Source organism: Massilia sp. CFBP9026 (assembly GCF_034045165.1).
Lineage (GTDB): Bacteria > Pseudomonadota > Gammaproteobacteria > Burkholderiales > Burkholderiaceae_D > Telluria > Telluria arenae.
The window spans coordinates 131,844-148,544 of sequence record NZ_JAXCWH010000003.1; the positions used below are offsets into that span (position 1 = coordinate 131,844).

General features: G+C 66.5%; 14 protein-coding genes. 11 read left to right on the forward strand and 3 right to left on the reverse strand.

Annotated elements, in window-relative coordinates; translation table 11 throughout:
• Positions 1 to 6: 6 nt before the first annotated feature.
• Both SOM28_RS09025 and SOM28_RS09030 read right to left on the reverse strand, forming a co-directional pair.
• Positions 7 to 1,377: an ATP-binding protein gene (locus tag SOM28_RS09025; protein ID WP_320467901.1), complete on the reverse strand. Its 1,371-nt coding sequence runs from the start codon at positions 1,375 to 1,377 to the stop codon at positions 7 to 9.
• A gap of 1 nt (position 1,378) precedes the next feature.
• Positions 1,379 to 2,110, reverse strand: coding sequence for a response regulator (locus SOM28_RS09030; protein WP_320467902.1), 732 nt, complete (start codon positions 2,108 to 2,110; stop codon positions 1,379 to 1,381).
• 148 nt (positions 2,111 to 2,258) lie between these two features.
• Between SOM28_RS09030 and SOM28_RS09035 the strand changes: the two genes are divergently transcribed.
• The 7 genes from SOM28_RS09035 (at position 2,259) to SOM28_RS09065 (ending at position 10,494) form a co-directional block, all read left to right on the forward strand.
• Positions 2,259 to 4,343 (forward strand): TonB-dependent receptor domain-containing protein, encoded by a 2,085-nt coding sequence (locus tag SOM28_RS09035; RefSeq protein WP_320467903.1) that lies wholly within the window; start codon positions 2,259 to 2,261, stop codon positions 4,341 to 4,343.
• A 35-nt stretch (positions 4,344 to 4,378) separates the two neighbouring features.
• The gene (locus SOM28_RS09040) at positions 4,379 to 5,332 is read left to right on the forward strand and encodes a siderophore ABC transporter substrate-binding protein (protein ID WP_320467904.1); all 954 of its coding nucleotides are present in this window, start codon (positions 4,379 to 4,381) and stop codon (positions 5,330 to 5,332) included.
• Positions 5,333 to 5,337: 5 nt separating this feature from the next.
• Positions 5,338 to 6,333, forward strand: a complete 996-nt coding sequence (locus SOM28_RS09045; RefSeq protein ID WP_123072100.1) for an ABC transporter permease — start codon at positions 5,338 to 5,340, stop codon at positions 6,331 to 6,333.
• Positions 6,323 to 7,282, forward strand: a complete 960-nt coding sequence (locus tag SOM28_RS09050) for an iron chelate uptake ABC transporter family permease subunit (RefSeq protein ID WP_123072099.1) — start codon at positions 6,323 to 6,325, stop codon at positions 7,280 to 7,282. Before SOM28_RS09045 ends, SOM28_RS09050 begins: the two co-directional genes overlap by 11 nt.
• Complete coding sequence (locus SOM28_RS09055) at positions 7,283 to 8,038, forward strand: iron ABC transporter ATP-binding protein (RefSeq protein ID WP_123072098.1); 756 nt, start codon at positions 7,283 to 7,285, stop codon at positions 8,036 to 8,038. It abuts the gene before it with no gap.
• 11 nt (positions 8,039 to 8,049) lie between these two features.
• On the forward strand, positions 8,050 to 8,472 hold the full coding sequence (locus SOM28_RS09060; protein WP_123072097.1) for an EamA family transporter: 423 nt from the start codon (positions 8,050 to 8,052) through the stop codon (positions 8,470 to 8,472).
• A gap of 90 nt (positions 8,473 to 8,562) precedes the next feature.
• Entirely contained in the window at positions 8,563 to 10,494 is a 1,932-nt protein-coding gene (locus SOM28_RS09065; protein ID WP_320468144.1) for a metallophosphoesterase family protein, read from the forward strand.
• 10 nt (positions 10,495 to 10,504) lie between these two features.
• Here SOM28_RS09065 and SOM28_RS09070 read toward each other — a convergent pair whose 3' ends face one another.
• Positions 10,505 to 11,395 carry a cupin-like domain-containing protein gene (locus SOM28_RS09070; RefSeq protein ID WP_320467905.1) on the reverse strand — a complete coding sequence of 297 codons (891 nt, stop codon included), beginning with the start codon at positions 11,393 to 11,395 and terminating at the stop codon, positions 10,505 to 10,507.
• A gap of 444 nt (positions 11,396 to 11,839) precedes the next feature.
• On the opposite strand from SOM28_RS09070, the gene SOM28_RS09075 reads away from it, so the two are divergent.
• From SOM28_RS09075 to SOM28_RS09090, 4 genes are all read left to right on the forward strand, one after another.
• The gene (locus SOM28_RS09075; protein ID WP_123067527.1) at positions 11,840 to 12,553 is read left to right on the forward strand and encodes an ElaB/YgaM/YqjD family protein; all 714 of its coding nucleotides are present in this window, start codon (positions 11,840 to 11,842) and stop codon (positions 12,551 to 12,553) included.
• 165 nt (positions 12,554 to 12,718) lie between these two features.
• Positions 12,719 to 14,734 (forward strand): LTA synthase family protein, encoded by a 2,016-nt coding sequence (locus SOM28_RS09080; protein WP_320467906.1) that lies wholly within the window; start codon positions 12,719 to 12,721, stop codon positions 14,732 to 14,734.
• 20 nt (positions 14,735 to 14,754) lie between these two features.
• Positions 14,755 to 15,444, forward strand: coding sequence for a response regulator transcription factor (locus SOM28_RS09085; protein WP_320467907.1), 690 nt, complete (start codon positions 14,755 to 14,757; stop codon positions 15,442 to 15,444).
• Positions 15,431 to 16,672, forward strand: coding sequence for a sensor histidine kinase (locus SOM28_RS09090; RefSeq protein ID WP_320467908.1), 1,242 nt, complete (start codon positions 15,431 to 15,433; stop codon positions 16,670 to 16,672). Before SOM28_RS09085 ends, SOM28_RS09090 begins: the two co-directional genes overlap by 14 nt.
• The last annotated feature ends 29 nt before the right edge of the window (positions 16,673 to 16,701 follow it).

Consider the following 16,701-nt stretch of genomic DNA (forward strand, 5'->3'; position numbering starts at 1 on the left):
GGAGGGTTAGGTGGGGAGGGCGATGGTGGCGGTGAGGCCGGGGGTGTTGTTGGTCAGGGTGAGGGTGCCGCCGTGGGCTTCGACGCAGGAGCGGGCGATGGAGAGGCCGAGGCCGACGCCGCTGCCGCCGGCGCTGCCGTGGCCGTTGTCGCCGGCGGTGTCGCGGCAGCGGGCGCTGTCGAGGCGGGCGAAGGGTTCGAAGACTCGCTCCAATTCACCTGCAGGGATGCCGGGGCCGTTGTCGATTATGGCCAGGATCACGTCGCTGTCGCTGTTCTCTCGCGGCGCGCTGGCGCAGAGCGTGATCTCGGTGCCGTGGCGGATCGCGTTTTCGGCGAGGTTGCCCACGGCGCGGCGCAAGGCGAGCGGGCGGCAGCGGTAGGGCAGCCGGTCCGGGCCGGCGTAGCGGATGCGCTTGCCGGGACGCGCCAGCTCCGCCGCCAGCTCGCGCATCAGTGCCGCCAGGTCGACGTCCTGCGACGGTTCGCCAACGCAGTCGTCGGCCGCGAAGCGCAAGGTCTGCTCGACCATCAGGCCCATCGTCTCGAGCGTGCGGATCATCGCCGCGCGCAGCTCGGGATCGTCGATCAGCTCCACCCGCACGCGCAAGGAAGTGATCGGCGTGCGCAGGTCGTGGCTGATCGCGGCCAGCATGCGTGTGCGGTCTTCGACGAAGCGCCGCTGGCGCTCGGCCATCGTGTTGAAGGCGGCGGTCAGCTCGCGCGCTTCGCGCGGGCCGGTTACCGGCAGCGGGCCGTCATGCTCGCCGCGGCTGAAGCGCTCGGCGGCGCGCTCCAGCGCGCGGATCGGACGCAGGATGCGGCCGATGAAGGGCAAGGCCACCAGCAGCACCGGCAGGGTGCTCACCGGGATCGAGAAGTGCAGCGGACGCCACCAGGGACTGCCGCCGGGCGACTGCTGGTAGCCTACCAGCCAGCGTCCGTCCGGCAGCTCGACCGAGGCCAGCATGCCGGCCTGCTTGACACCATCGTTGCCCGGCGCATGGTCGGTCAGTTGCACCCAGCTGCGCGGCGCCGGCGCCGATGCCGACATGGCAGGCAGGCGTTCGGCCAGGGCCTGCGCCTGCCTGCGTTCGGCCTCGTTCATCGCCGGGCTGGCGGCGTTGGCGTCGCTGGCCAGCCAGTAGCGCGCGGTCGGCGAGCCGATCGCGGCCAGCATCTCCTCTCCCTTGTCCGGCGACAGGCGCAGCGACTGGTAGATGCCAGCCATGCGGTCGAGCATATAGCGCGCGGCCAGCGGATGCATGGCGTCCGGCGCCAGCTGGCGCGCCACGATGGCGGCGGCGTGCGCCAGCAGCACGGCCACCAGCAGCGTCGCGACCAGCTGGCCGCCCATGGTCTTCGGGATCAGGCGCATGCTAGCCGGCCGTTGGCAGTGCCTTGACGTCGGCCGTGAACACATAGCCGTCGCCCCACGAGGTCTTGAGCAGGCGTGGCCGGCGCGGATCGTGTTCCAGTTTCTTGCGCAGCCGGCTCACCTGGCTGTCGATGCTGCGGTCGAAGTTCTGCACCTCGCCGTCGCGCGTCAGGTCGAGCAGCTCGTCGCGGCTCAGCACCTTGCCGGCGCGCTCGACCAGCACGCCCAGCAGGCGAAATTCCGACGTGCTCAATGCCACCGGTTCGCCGCCGGCATCGCGCAGCTCGCGCCTGGCCATGTCCAGCGTCCAGTCGCCGAAGGCGTAGCGGCGGCCGTGCCAGCCGGCCGTGGCGCGGCTCAGGCGCCGCAGCATGCCCTTGATGCGGGCCACCAGTTCGCGCGGATCGAAGGGCTTGGTGACGTAATCGTCGGCGCCGATCTCGAGCCCGGCCACGCGGTCGTCCTGGCTCGCCATCGCGGTCAGCAGGATCACCGGCGTGTTGCTGGTCTCGGCCAGGTGGCGGCACAGCGACAGGCCGTCCTCGCCCGGCAGCATGATGTCGAGCACCACCAGGTCGATCTGGTGCTGGCGCAGCAGCGTGCGCGCGGCCGCGGCGTCGGCGGCGGTCAGCACCTCCAGGTCGTGGCGGCGCAGGAAGGCGGCGAGCGGGTCGCGGATGTCGGCGTGGTCATCGACCACGAGAATGCGGGAGGGAGTGGAAACAGGATTCATTGCTGAGGTATCAAGGCTTGCCACAAGTTGACAAACTTTCTGGCGGTTAATTGCATATGATAATCATTATCATTCACAGCGAACTGGCCTGGCAATAGGTGTTCGCCGCATAAAAGTAGTTGAACGACAGAGAGAGAGAACGAAGCGTATGCAGCACACGACAACGGTGTGGTTCAAGCGGACGACCATCGCCGCCGCACTCCACGCCGCCCTGGCCATGAGCGCCCACGCCGCACCCGAGGCACCCGAATTCAACCCGCAAGCCGCCGGCGCATCCGGCACCGTGCCGACCGTCGTCGTGACCGCCGCCGGATTCGAGCAGTCGGCCACCGACGCTCCCGCCAGCATCACCGTGATCACCCGCGAAGACCTGGAAAAGCGTCCGTTCCGCGACCTGACCGATGCGCTGCGCGACGTGCAGGGCGTGACCGTGACCGGCGTCGCCAATGAACAGGATATCCTGATTCGCGGCCTGCCTGGTCAATACACGCTGATCCTGGTGGACGGCAAGCGCCAGTCGACGCGCGACGCGCGCACCAACGGCAACGCCGGCTACGAGCAGAGCTTCATCCCGCCGCTGGAGGCGATCGAGCGCATCGAAGTCGTGCGCGGCCCGATGTCCTCGCTGTACGGCTCCGACGCCATGGGCGGCGTGATCAACATCATCACGCGCAAGGTCGCCAAGGCCTGGGGCGGCTCGCTCGGCGTCGACGGCACCCTGCAGGAACACAGCGACTCGGGCAACTCGACCCAGGGCCAGTTCTTCCTCAACGGTCCGATCGCCAGCAAGGTCCTCGGCCTGCAACTGTGGGGCAAGCAGAACAAGCGCACCGAAGATGAGATCCTGAACGGCTTCAACGGCGCCAAGGACCGCGATCTGACCGCGCGCCTGGCCTGGACCCCGAACGCCGCCCACGACGTGCTGCTGGAAGCCGGCAAGAGTGAACTGAAACGCAACAGCTCCGCCGGCCGCGTGCTGGCGCCAAGCGCTGCCAATACGCGCCAGGAGCACAGCCGCGACCACTGGTCGCTGTCGCACAACGGCCGCTGGGGCTGGGCCACCTCGCAAGTCGCCCTGACCCAGGAAAAAGGCCAGCGCGAGACCTACACGCAAGACCGCGCGGGCGACTACATCCGCAACGAGCGCGCGCCGGAAATCAAGAACACGGTGCTGGACGCGAAGCTCAACACCCGCCTGGGCGACCACTTCCTGGTGATCGGCGGCCAGTACAACCGCGGGGAACTCACCGACCAGAACCCGGGCCGCCGCACGGGTGTGGACGAGCACTTCAGCATCATCCAGAAGGCGCTGTTCGTCGAAGACGAATGGAGCCTGACCGACACCCTGGCCCTGACCGCCGGCCTGCGCGCCGACGACCATGAAATCTACGGCAACCACTGGTCGCCGCGCCTGTACGCCGTGTGGCATGCCAGCGACGCGGTCACCATCAAGGGCGGCGTGTCGCGCGGCTTCCGTGCGCCGGAAATCCGCAACATCGCGCCGGGCTATGCCTACACCACCGGTGGTGGCGGCTGTACCTACGGCCCGAACGGCACCTGCGGCGTCATCATCGGCGATCCGGACCTGAAGGCCGAGACCAGCACCAGCTACGAGCTCTCCGCCCACTACAACAACAAGGCCGGCATCCAGGCGAATGCGACGCTGTTCTACACCGACTTCAAGGACAAGGTGGCGAACGCGCTGATCTACAACGACGATGGCTCGATCGCACGCTGGTCGGAAGACCCGAACTACCGCCTCTGGTACAGCTACAACATCGACGACGCCACGATCCAGGGCCTTGAACTGGGACTGACCTGGCAGCCGGTGCGCGCGCTGTCGTTCAAGTCGAACTACACCTTCACCGACTCCGAGCAGAAAGGCGGCGCCTACGAGGGCTATGCGCTGACCCGCACGCCGAAGCACCGCGGCACCGTCCGCGCCGACTGGAACGTCACCGACGCGCTCGACCTGTGGGCCTCGGTCACCTACAGCGGCAAGGAAATCAATGCCGCCGCGCGTTCGGGCAGCAATGGCGTGACCCTGCCCAACGGCGCCAAGGAATACGGCGACTACACGATCGGCGACATCGGCATGACCTATGACTGGAGCCGCAGCGTCGCCATCAAGGCCGCGCTGTTCAACGTCAGCGACAAGCGCCTCGACGAGCTGACCTACAACACGGTCGGCGACGGCCGCCGCCTGTGGCTCGGGGTTACCACCCGCTTCTGAATAACCACTTTGTTGAACGAGACAGGAATACCGATATGACCGTCAAGAACATCTTTGCGCGCCGCCGCGCCGTCGTCGCCCTCGGCGCAGCCTTCAGCCTGGCGTTCGCGCTCCCCGCGCAAGCCCAGAACACCGTGCAAATCAAGCATGCCAGCGGCACCACCGCGGTCCCGGCCAGCCCGAAGAAGGTCATCGTGCTCGATGCCACCACCCTCGACAACCTGTCGGCGCTGGACGTGAACGTGGCCGGCGTGCCGACCATGAGCACCACCGCGCGTCCGCTGCCACGCCACCTGGCGCGCTACAACAGCGCCCCCAAGATGGGCACCCTGTTCGAGCCGGACTATGAAAAAATCCACGGCGCCAAGCCCGACCTGATCATCGTCGGCGGCCGCTCGCAGGCCAAATACGCGCAACTGGCCAAGATCGCCCCGACCATCGATATGACGCCGGACCGCACCAACCTGGTCGCCAGCGCCAAGAACAACGTCAACACCCTGGCTGGCATCTTCGGCAAGCAGGCGCGCGCCAAGGAACTGACCGACAAGCTGGATGGCTCGATCGCCGCCCTGAAAAAGCGGGCTGAAACGGCCGGCACCGGCCTGATCGTCCTGACCACCGGCGGCAAGATGAGCGCCTACGGTCCCGGCTCGCGCTTCGGCGTCCTGCACGACACCTTCGGCATCAAGCCGGCGGTGGCCAAGCTCGACACCTCGAACCACGGCCAGGCGATCTCCTTCGAATTCATCCAGAAGACCAATCCCGACTGGCTGTTCGTGATCGACCGCGATGCCGCCATCGGCCGCGAAGGCACGGCCGCCGCCAAATTCCTGGACAATGAACTGGTGCGCCAGTCGAACGCCTGGAAGAACAAGCGCGTGGTCTACCTCGATGGCCTCAACTGGTACACCCTGGGCGGCGCCGGCATTACCGCACTGCAGGAAAACGTCGACCAGCTGTCTCGCGCATTGAACACCGCGGAACGCTGAACCCGATGGCAGCAAGCGTGCGCGCTGCGCGACACATCTCGCACGCCTGGCTGGCGCTGCCGTTACTATTGACGGCGGCGCTGGTCGCATTGAGCGTGGCCATCGGCGCCGGCGATTTCAGCTTCGCCGGCCTGTTGGCGGGCACGCAGTCGACCGACTGGCAGTTGCTGGTCGTCAGCCGCCTGCCGCGTACCCTGGCCCTGCTGCTGGCCGGGATGTCCCTCGCCGTGGCGGGCCTCATCATGCAGATGCTGGTGCGTAACCGCTTCGTCGAACCGTCCACCGCCGGCACCATCGAGGCGGCCACGCTGGGCGTCCTGGCGCTGGCGCTGCTGGCGCCCGATACCCCGGTGTTCGGCAAGATGCTGGTGGCGGCCGCCTTCGCCATGGCCGGCACCTTCCTGTTCCTGGGCCTGCTGCGCCGCATTCCGCTGCGCTCTCCCTACCTGGTGCCGCTGGTCGGCCTGATCCTGGGCGGCGTGATCCAGGCGGTGACGACCTTCTTCGCCTTCCGCCACGACATGCTGCAGACCCTGCACGCCTGGACCGTGGGCGATTTTTCCGGCGTGCTGCGCGGCCGCTACGAGCTGCTGTGGCTCGGCGCGCTGCTGGCCTTCGCCGCCTGGGTCGCGGCCGACCGTTTCACCGTGGCCGGGATGGGCCAGCAGTTCACCACCAACCTGGGGCTGAACTACAAGCGCCTGACCTTCTATGGCCTGCTGATCGTGTCGGCCATTTCGGCGGTGGTGGTGGTCACGGCCGGCAGCATTCCCTTCCTGGGCCTGATCGTGCCGAACGTGGTCAGCATCCTGTTTGGCGACAATATGCGCCGCTCGGTGCCATGGGTCGCGCTGCTCGGCGGCCTGTTCGTGCTGGCCTGCGACATCATCGGCCGCCTGGTCGTGTATCCCTACGAGATCCCGATCGGCACCGTGGTCGGCATCATCGGCGGCGCGCTGTTCCTGTTCCTGTTGCTGCGAGGTCGTTCACGTGACGCTTGAGATATCCCCCAAAGCGCGCCTGGCCCTGCTCGCAACGCTGGCGCTGTCGGTCGTTGCCGCCTTCATGCTGATCGGCGCCGGCGGAAACTGGGACTTCGTGCTGCCGTTCCGCGGCGCGAAGCTGGCCGCCATGCTGCTGGTGGCGTATGCGATCGCGGTATCGTCCGTGCTGTTCCAGACGATTACCCACAACCGCATCCTGACGCCGTCGATCATGGGGTTCGACGCCCTGTATTTGCTGATCCAGGCCGTGATCGTGTTCAGCCTCGGCATCGATCCGCTCACCGAGACCGGCAACCCGAACCTGCGCTTCGCGGTCGAGGTGGTGCTGATGACGGGCTTCGCATGCCTGCTGTTCCGGGCGCTGTTCAACGGCGCGGCGCACAGCCTGCACCTGATGCTGCTGGCCGGTATCGTGTTCGGGCTCCTGTTCCGCAGCCTGTCGAGCTTCGTGATGCGCCTGATCGATCCCAACGAGTTCATGGTGCTGCAAGACCGCATGTTCGCATCGTTCAACTCCATACAGACCGGCCTGTTGTGGGTGGCGGCGATCGCCATCGGCCTGGCCTCGCTGGCGGCCTGGCGCCTGCGCCACCAGTACGACGCCCTGATGCTGGGCCGTGAGATCGCGGTCAACCTCGGCATCGATTACCGGCGCACGGTGATGTTCACGCTGGCCCTGATCGCGGTGATGGTGTCGGTGTCGACCGCCCTGGTCGGCCCGGTCACCTTCTTCGGCCTGTTGGTGAGCAACCTGGCCTATGTGACTGCCGGCTCCGGCAAGCATCACTACCTGCTGCCGATGGCCGTGCTGTGGGGCGTGGTGTTCCTGGTCGGCGGCCAGGTGCTGCTCGAGCGCGTGCTCGAACTGAACGCCACCGTCAGCGTCGTCATCGAGTTCGTCGGCGGCCTGCTGTTCCTGTTCCTGATCACCCGTAGAAAGTCCTAGATGATCGAGATTTCCCATATCAGCAAGCGTTATGCCGACACCGTGGTCGTCGACGACGTGACGCTCACCCTGCCGGCCGGCGGCGTCACCGCCATCATCGGCCCCAACGGCGCCGGCAAGTCGACCGTGCTGTCGATGATCAGCCGCCTGCTGCCGATGAGCGCGGGCCGGGTGCTGGTGGACGGCATCGACGTGGTCAACGGCGACAGCAAGGAGTTGGCAAGGCGCCTGGCCATCCTGCGCCAGGACAACCACCTGCCGATGCGCCTGACGGTGCGCGACCTGGTCGCCTTCGGCCGTTATCCGCACACGCAGGGCAGGCCGACGATCGACGATGCGGCCCACGTCGAACGCGCGCTCGGCTACCTGGGCCTCTCGGACCTGGCCGGCCGCTATCTCGACCAGCTCTCGGGCGGCCAGCGCCAGCGCGCCTTCGTGGCCATGGTGCTGTGCCAGGACACCGACTACGTGCTGCTCGACGAGCCGCTCAACAACCTCGACATGCGCCACGCGGTCGACATGATGGGGCTGCTGCGCCGCACCTCGCGCGAGCTGGGCAAGACCGTGATCCTGGTCCTGCACGACATCAATTTTGCCTCGTGCTACGCCGACCGCATCGTCGCCATGCGCGGCGGGAAAGTGGCCTACCACGGCACGCCGCTCGAGCTGATCCAGCCCGAGGTGCTGCGCGACCTGTACCAGCTCGACATCCGGGTGCACGAGGTCGATGGCCAGCGCATCTGCGTCTACTACTAACAGGAGCGCGCATGGAACGCTGGGTGGTGTATGCCTTCCTGTCGATGCTGTTCGCCGGTGTGACGGCCGTCATCGCCAAGCCCGGCCTCACCGGTATCTCGGGCGACCTCGGGATGGCGGTGCGCACCTGCTTCGTGTTCGTGTTCGTGCTGCTGTTCGCGGCGGCCGTGGTGCCGGCGCGCGAGCTGCAGGCGCTCACCCCGGCCAATATCGCCTGGCTGGCCGGGTCGGCGGTGGCCACCGCGCTGTCGTGGATCTTCTATTACAAGGCGATCAAGGAAGGGCAGGTGTCCACTGTCGCCCTGATCGACAAGGGCAGCGTGGTGATCGCGATGCTGCTGGGCTGGCTGTTCCTGCAAGAGGCGCTCACCCCGGCCAAGCTGGCCGGCTGCGGGCTGATCGTCGTCGGCCTGCTCGTGATCGCGCGCGGATGAGCGAACGCCATCTGCTACACTCGGCCGATCGTATCCCTTGAAGACCGTGCCGCGTTGATCCAGACTGTTCCTTCCGCCGACCTCCCGCCCGTGCTGGCCGGCCCCATCCTGCGCCGTATCGAGCCGGGCCGCCTGTTGCTGTGGCTCGTCGGCAGCGATGCGCTCGACCTGAACCTGGAGCTTTCGCCGCAGGGCGGCCAGCCGCGTCGCCTGCGGCTCGATGGCGCGGCCTGCCGCGTGATCCGTGTCGGCCGCCATGCGTACGTACACCTGATCGACGTCGCCCTGGATGAGCCGCTGCCGCAGGACACCTTGATCGAGTACGACCTGGTCCTGGACGGCGGCGCAGGCATCGCGCACTGGGCGCCGCACCTGCTGCACGCAGGCGCGAGCCGGCCCAGCTTCGTGCTGCGCAGCCGTATGGACGACATCCTTTACGGCTCCTGCCGCAAGCCGCACCACCGCTCGCGCGACGGCCTGGCCTGCGCCGACGCGCTGCTGGCCGATCGCATCGGGGAGGCCGGCGCGCGGCCCGCCATGCTCATGCTGTGCGGCGACCAGGTGTATGCCGACGACGTGGCCGGCCCGATGCTGGCGGCCATTCACGCGCTCATCGAACGCCTGGGCCTGTACGGGGAATGCCTGGAAGGCGCGGTGGTGGACGACAGCGAAGAGCTGTATGCCCACCCGGCCGGCTATTACCGGCGCGAAGACCTGCTGCCCGCATTCAAGTCGAACGACGACTTGCGTGACCGCTTCTTCGGCGGCTCGGAAAAGCCGATCTTCACCACCGCCAACGCCCACAACCACCTGGTGACACTGGCCGAGGTGATGGCGATGTATTTATTGGTATGGTCGCCAACGCCGTGGCAGATCGTGGGCGAACCCGCGATGCCGCCCCTGAAGCCGAAGCACGTCGAACGCTGGCAGCGCGAAGGCGCGGCGCTGCAGGGTTTCTGCGCCGAGCTGCCGCAAGCCGCGCGCCTGCTGGCGCACGTGCAGACGCTGATGATCTTCGACGACCACGACATCACCGACGACTGGAACCTGTCGGCCAAGTGGGAGACCACCGCCTACGAGCACCCGTTCTCGCGCCGCATCATCGGCAATGCGCTGATGGCCTATATGCTGTGCCAGGGCTGGGGCAACCGGCCCGACGTGTTCGTCGATGCGCTCGATGCCATGGTCGACTTGAGCGCCGCGCCGGACGCCAGGGGACGGTTGGAGCCAGGCGCGCAGGATGCGCTGATCCAGCGCCTGCTGGCGTTCCGCCAGTGGGACTATATGCTGCGCACCCAGCCCGCCATCATCGTGCTCGATACGCGCACCCGGCGCTGGCGCAACCGGCGCACGCCTGGCCATCCGTCGGGCCTGATGGACTGGGAATCGCTGACCGAACTGCAGCACGAACTGCTCGACGAGACGGCGGCGGTGATCGTTTCGGCGGCGCCGATGTTCGGCGTGAAGCTGATCGAGGTGGTGCAGCGGATCGCCACCTTCGCCGGCCTGGCGCTGACGGTCGACGCCGAGAACTGGATGGCGCACCGCGGCGCGGCCAGCAGCATGCTCAATATCTTCCGCCATTCGCGCACCCCGGGCAATTACGTGATCCTGTCGGGCGACGTGCACTATTCCTTCGTCTACGACGTCGAGGTGCGCGAATCGGATCGTCCGCAGCACGTGTGGCAGATCACCAGCAGCGGCATCAAGAACGAATTCCCGCGCCGGCTGCTCGACTGGCTCGACCGCCTGAACCGCTGGCTGTATTCGCCGCGCTCGCCGCTGAACTGGTTCACCAAGCGCCGCGACCTGGCCTTGCGTCCGCGCCTGCCCGACCAGCGCACGAGCGGCGAACGGCTGTGGAACGGCGCCGGCATCGGCCAGGTATGGCTCGACGCCCAGGGCCGCCCGAGCCGCATCGTGCAGCACAATGCCGACGGCCGGCCATCGACCGAGTTCGTGGTGCTGGATGAGGCCGAAGCCGCCACGCCGGCGACCGAGGAATCGCAGCGGGCCGCGTAGGCCGCGTCGCCTAGCCCTTCGAAAGCGCCAGCGGCTGGCCGCGCGCCCAGCGATTGGACGACAGCGAAAAGCTCAGGGCCCGCACCTGGTGATACCAGCCGGCCGGCACGTACAGCATGTCGCCGGGCTCCACGACGATCTCGACCAGCGCCGCCTGGCGCGCCAGCGGGAAGGCCTCGTAGTCGGGCGCTTCCGGGTCGAACGGGGAGCCGAACAGCAGCGGATTGGCTTCGCGTGTATACAGAAGCGCGTCATGGTGCGGCGGCGCCAGGAAGATCCGTTTGGTCCCCCACAACTGGGCGAAGATATTGTCGTCGTAGTCGCAGTGCAGCGGCGTCACCGTGCGCGCCGGGCCGATCCAGAAGCGGGGCGGGCCCATCTTCTCGAACCAGGCCGGCCAGTGGCACAGCCGGTTCAGTTCGCGCAGGGACAGGTTGCCCACATAGGGCGGCAGACCGGAGGCGGGGTCGGGAGGCGTCAGGTCGAGGTAGTCGCGCAGCAGCATGTCCTGCATCGCGCGATCCGGCGCGAAGGCCGTATTGACGTAGTCGCCGATGCGGGCGCGCACCGGGAGGTGGCCGAACTGTTTGCGCAAGTCGTGCGCGGTGAGGTCGGCCAGCGGCCAGCGCTTGACGATGCCGCTGACCAGGAAGGGCATCCCGGCCGCCGCCCGCGTACGAAAGCCGGCCGCATCCAGCCGGGCCAGGCGCGGCACGGCGGTAAATGGAGGGAGTTGGTGCGCGGCCTGGCGGATGGCGTCGCGCATGGCGGCGATCGAGTCCACGCCGCGTATCTGCGCCGCTTTCTCGGCCTCGGCCTGTTTTTTTGCTGCCGCCTCGTCAGCTGCCGGCAAGGCCTGGCGCGGCGGCAGGCGGCTGCCTGTAATTTTTTCTACTGCCATGTGATGTCGTACTGGACGCCCAAGTCGGGCGAAACCACGTATGGTACTCGCAACACGTCTTCCACCCCGTCGCCAATTGATAAAAAGCAGCTTTTACGGCGGATGGAACGGCTCTGTTAGTCAGCGCACGGTCTCTTAATACTGGTCCATTGTATTTTTGGTATCGCGACGCAGTTGGTTCGATACTGCGCTCGTGACGAAGCCCTGGAAGGGCGCTCGCCCCGAGATCGGGACGATGAGCCTGGGGCATCGATGGAAGCTTTGCGGTGGTTTGAGGTCAGTGAATCAATAAACTGATCTTGGGCATGAAGCCGCGCCGCCATTGATGTACCGCAGGCAGCTTTCGTTCCCGCGTTTAGTATCGGACTGATTCAAGGAAGAATGTGGTGATAGTCGAATATCGGTCTACTCCGCGTTGGTCATACATTTTATGAGGGATACATCATGGATAATCAAAAGTCTAACGAAGGTAAAGGCATCGACGCCAACAAGTCCGGTTCGAACATCGGCAAGAGCCAGGATTCCAGCCTGAACAAGGGCACTACCGCCTCGTCGGGCAGCCAGCAGAGCGCATCGTCGAACCTGAGCAGCACGGGCTCGTCGCCGTCGTCGTCGAGCCTGCAAAGCGCTTCGTCGAGCGGCAACCTGGGCAGCACCGGCTCGTCCTCGTCGTCGAGCATCGGTTCGGCGGCAGGCAGCACCGGCTCGCTGGGCAATAGCGGCCTGGGCGCATCGTCGTCAAGCCAGTCGTCGATCCCATCGTCCACCCCATCGTCGACCTCGTCGTCCGATGCGAACGGCGATCAATCGACGGTCGGCGGCATCAAGGCAGCGATCTCGTCGATTTCGCCAGACAAAGTGCACGCAGGCATCGACAAGGCAGCGCAAGCCGCCCAGCCAGTCGTTGACAACCTGGCTTCGCGCGCCCACGCCGGCGTCGACAAGGTCACCGGTCTGCTGAGCTCGGCTCAAGAGAAATTCGGTGGTGGTTCGGCCCAGCTGAGCGAAAAATGTTCGGACCTGTCGGCTCAGGGCAAGGAATACGTCAAGAACAACCCGGGCAGCGCGCTGCTGGCCGCGGTGGGCGTGGGCTTCATCCTGGCCAAGCTGCTGGGTGGCTCGAGCGACCGTCACGAGTATCGTAACTACCGCGACTGATCTTGTTGCAAGGAAGCGCGCCGTCTGGTGCGCTTCCCGAATTGCCCGGGCAGCTTTCGCTGGCCGGGCTTTTTTTCGTCCCTGGTTTCTCTCGCCGCCTGATTTAACGCTTTCTTAACGCCTGACTAACATCTCGATGACGGCATGCGACCTAGCATGCATAGCATGACCATCGAGAAACTTCATCTGCCTAAGGGCATCAATGGTGCTCCGGCAATGGGGCGGCATCGCGCTGCCGGACTCGCGCGCATCAGCGCTTGGGCCGGTCCTTTCGCTCCCCTGGTCCAGCTGCTGTGTATCGGGCTGCTCCTCCTGTCGGCTTTTCGAATCGCCCTGATCGCATGGCAATGGCCACGTGTGGCGGCGACCGGCATCGTGCCCGAGATCCTGCTGCAGGGCGTACGCGCCGACCTGATCTTGCTCGGCTATCTTCTGGCGGTTCCGCTGCTGCTGGCGCCGCTGTTGGCACATGCCCGCAGCGCCCGCCTGTGGCGCACGGCCAGCGTGGCCTGGACCGGCTTCGCGCTGATCTTTATCGTGTTCATGGAAGTGGCTTCGCCACAATTCATCATGCAATACGATGCGCGTCCGAACCGCCTGTTCATCGAGTACCTGGGCTATCCGCAAGAAGTGTTCGCCACCCTGTGGCATGGCTTTCGCACCGCGCTGCTGCTGGGCTGCGCGCTGACCGTCATTCTCGGCATCGCGCTGGTGCGCCTGTTGCGACGGACGGCGGCCGGCATGACGATGTGGCCGAGCCGCAAGCTGCTGCTGGTCTGGCCCCTCCTGTGCCTGCTGGTCTTCGTGCAGATCCGTTCCACTACGGGCCACCGCCCGGCCAATCCGGCCATGTTCGCTTTGAGCAGCGATGCGATGGTCAATTCGCTTGTCATCAATTCGGCCTGGTCGGTGCTCGATGCGATCCGTTCGATGGGCAACGAGGCGAAGTCCTCGGAAATCTATGGCGATTTTCCGCGCGAGCAGGTGTTCGCCGAAGTCAAGGCGGCGCCGTGGTTGCGCGACTACCGCTTCCCGAATCCGGAACTGCCGACCATGCACTACCAGCAGGCGGCGATCGCGCGCAGCAAACCACTCAATCTCGTGATCGTGCTGCAGGAAAGCCTGGGCGCCACCTTCGTCAAGTCGCTGGGGGGACTGCCGGTGACGCCAGAGCTGGAAAAGCTCAAGGACGAGGGCTGGTGGTTCGAGCAGCTGTATGCCACCGGCACCCGTTCGGTGCGCGGCATCGAGGCGGTGGTGGCCGGCTATGCGCCGACGCCGGCGCGCAGCACGGTCAAGCTGTCTCTGTCGCAGAACAATTTCTATACGCTGGCCGACGGGCTGGGTCGCCAGGGCTATCACACCGAATTTGTCTACGGCGGCGAGGCCCACTTCGACAATATGCGCAGCTTCTTCACCGGCAACGGCTTCCAGAGCATCGTCGACATCGGCGACATGAAGCCGCAGTTCGTCGGCAGCTGGGGCGCCTCGGACGAAGACCTGTTCGACAAGTCGCTCGAACGCTTGAAGAAACTGCATGCACAGGATAAACCCTTCTTCAGCCTGATCTTCACCTCGTCGAATCATGAACCGTTCGAATTCCCGGACGGGAAGATCGACCTGCACGACCCGGACAAGCAGACCGTGAACAATGCGGTCAAGTATGCCGATCATGCAATGGGCAAGTTCATCCGCGAAGCGAAGCAGCAAGCCTACTGGAAGGACACCGTGTTCCTGATCGTGGCCGACCACGACAACCGTGTCTACGGCGATAGCCTGGTGCCGATCAAGAAATTCCACATTCCCGGCCTGATCCTGGGCGCCGACATCGAACCGAAGCGCATCGCCACCATCGCGAGCCAGGTCGACCTGGGGCCCACCTTGCTGTCGCTGCTGGGCGTGTCCAGCAACCACCCGATGATCGGGCGTGATTTCGTCAAGGACGCCACCACGCCGGGCCGCGCCCTGATCCAGTTCAACGATTATTTCGCCTACCTGGAAGGCGCCAACGCCACCGTGCTGCGTCCCGGCCAGCCGCCGCTGGCGGCGCGCTATGACGCGGCCAGCGGGCAATTCGATCCGGGCGAGGGCGCGCCAGCGCGGGCCCAGGCCGACAAGGCGATGGCGCACGTCATCCTGCCGTCGCTGCTGTATCGCGAACAACGCTACCGGCCGCGCTGACGCCGTCTTACAATAAGCGCATGCGCATCCTCATCGTCGAAGACAATCCCGACATCCTCGCCAACCTCTATGGATTCCTGGAGCCGAAGGGCTACACGCTCGATTCGGCCCGCAACGGCTATGGCGGCCTGGCGCTGGCATCCGAGAACACCTATGACGTGATCATCCTCGACGTCATGCTGCCCGGCCTGAACGGCCTGGAACTGTGCCAGAAGCTGCGTTCCGAGCTGATGTCCACCACGCCGGTGCTGATGCTGACCGCGCGCGACGCCCTGCACGACAAGGTGGCCGGCTTCGACAGCGGCGCCGACGACTACCTGGTCAAGCCGTTCTCGCTGGTCGAACTCGACGTGCGCCTGAAGGCCCTGGCGCGGCGCGCCGGCGGCCAGCACGCGATCAGCCGCGAACTGCGCTTCGGCCCGCTGGTGTTCGATCCCGACCAGCAGGAGGCCGCCCGCGACGGCGTCAGGGTCGCCCTGACCAAGACCGGCTACGTGCTGCTGCGCTGCCTGATGGCGGCGGCCCCGCGCATCGTGCCACGCGAAGCGCTCGAGCAGGCCGTGTGGGGCGAGGACCGTCCCGAAAGCGATGCCTTGCGCACGCATATCCATGCGCTGCGCCAGGCGATCGACAAGCCGTTCGCCTTCCCCATGGTGCACACCATCGCCGGCGTGGGTTACAAGCTCGCACTGCCAGATGCGCGCGGCTAGTTCGCTGAGCCGGCCGATCACCAGGGCCTTCATCCTGTTCGGCGTCGTGCTGTCGCTGTTCTTCGCGGTGCTGGCGGCGCTGGTGGTCGAGGGCATCGAGGTGCACCTGGTCGACGAACGCCTGGCCGAAGTCGAGAAGTGGGCGCGTCCGCGCGCCGCCGCCGGGCTGCCCGCCGACCTGCCGGCCGGCCTGCGCTTCCACCGCGGCGACGACATCCCGCTGTCGCTGCGCGGCTTGCCGGCCGGTGTGTCCGAGGCCGAGATCGACGGCATCGGCCTGCACGTGCTGGCGGGCACCGACGAAGCGGGACCCTACGTCGTGGTCGACCACGAAAGCGATTACGAACAGATCGAGGTGCTGGTGTATTCGATGTTCGCCGCCTTCTTCGCCGGCTTCGTCATCCTGGCGCTGTTCCTGGGCCGCTTCGTGGGCATGCGGATCGTCACGCCGATCCGCGAACTGGCGGACGCGGTCGGCCGGGGCGCACTGGCGCTGCCGCACACGGCGCGCGAGGACGAGCTGGGCATCCTGGCGCGCGCCCTGGACGCGCATACCAGCGAGCTGCGCGCCTTCCTGGATCGCGAGCGCTTCTTCACGGGCGACGTCAGCCACGAACTGCGCACGCCGCTGACGGTCATCATGGGCGCGGCCGAGATCCTGGTCGAGAACAACGACAACTCAGCGGTGCGGGCGCCCGCCCGGCGCATCTACCGCGCCGCGCAGGAAGCCACCGAGTGCGTCACTGTGTTGCTGCTGCTGGCGCGTAAGCCCGAACTCGGCCTGTTCCCGCCGGTCTCGGTGGGCGATATCGCGCGCACCGAGACCGATCGCTACCAGCACATGGTGGCCGATAAACCGGTGGTCCTGCGCTGTACCGGCTCGGCGTCCATCGGCGTGCGCGCGCCGGCCGAGCTGTGCGTGTCGGCGATCGCCAACCTGATCCGCAACGCCTGCCAGTACACCGAGCGGGGGCAGGTGACGGTGGTGCTGGAACCTGGCCGCGTCAGCGTGGAAGACACCGGCCCGGGCTTGCCGGACGCGGTGCGCCAGACGCTGGAGCGGGACGCGGCCGCGATTCCATCGAGCGGCTCGGCCGGGACCGGCCTGGGCCTGTCGCTGGTCAAGCGCATCTGCGAATACCTCGGCGCCACGCTGATCCATGAACAGCGCCCGGGCGGCGGCAGCCGCTTCACGATCGTGTTTCCAGGCGACTTCACGCAATCCTGACGCCGGCTTGACGCCGGCCTGAAGCGTCC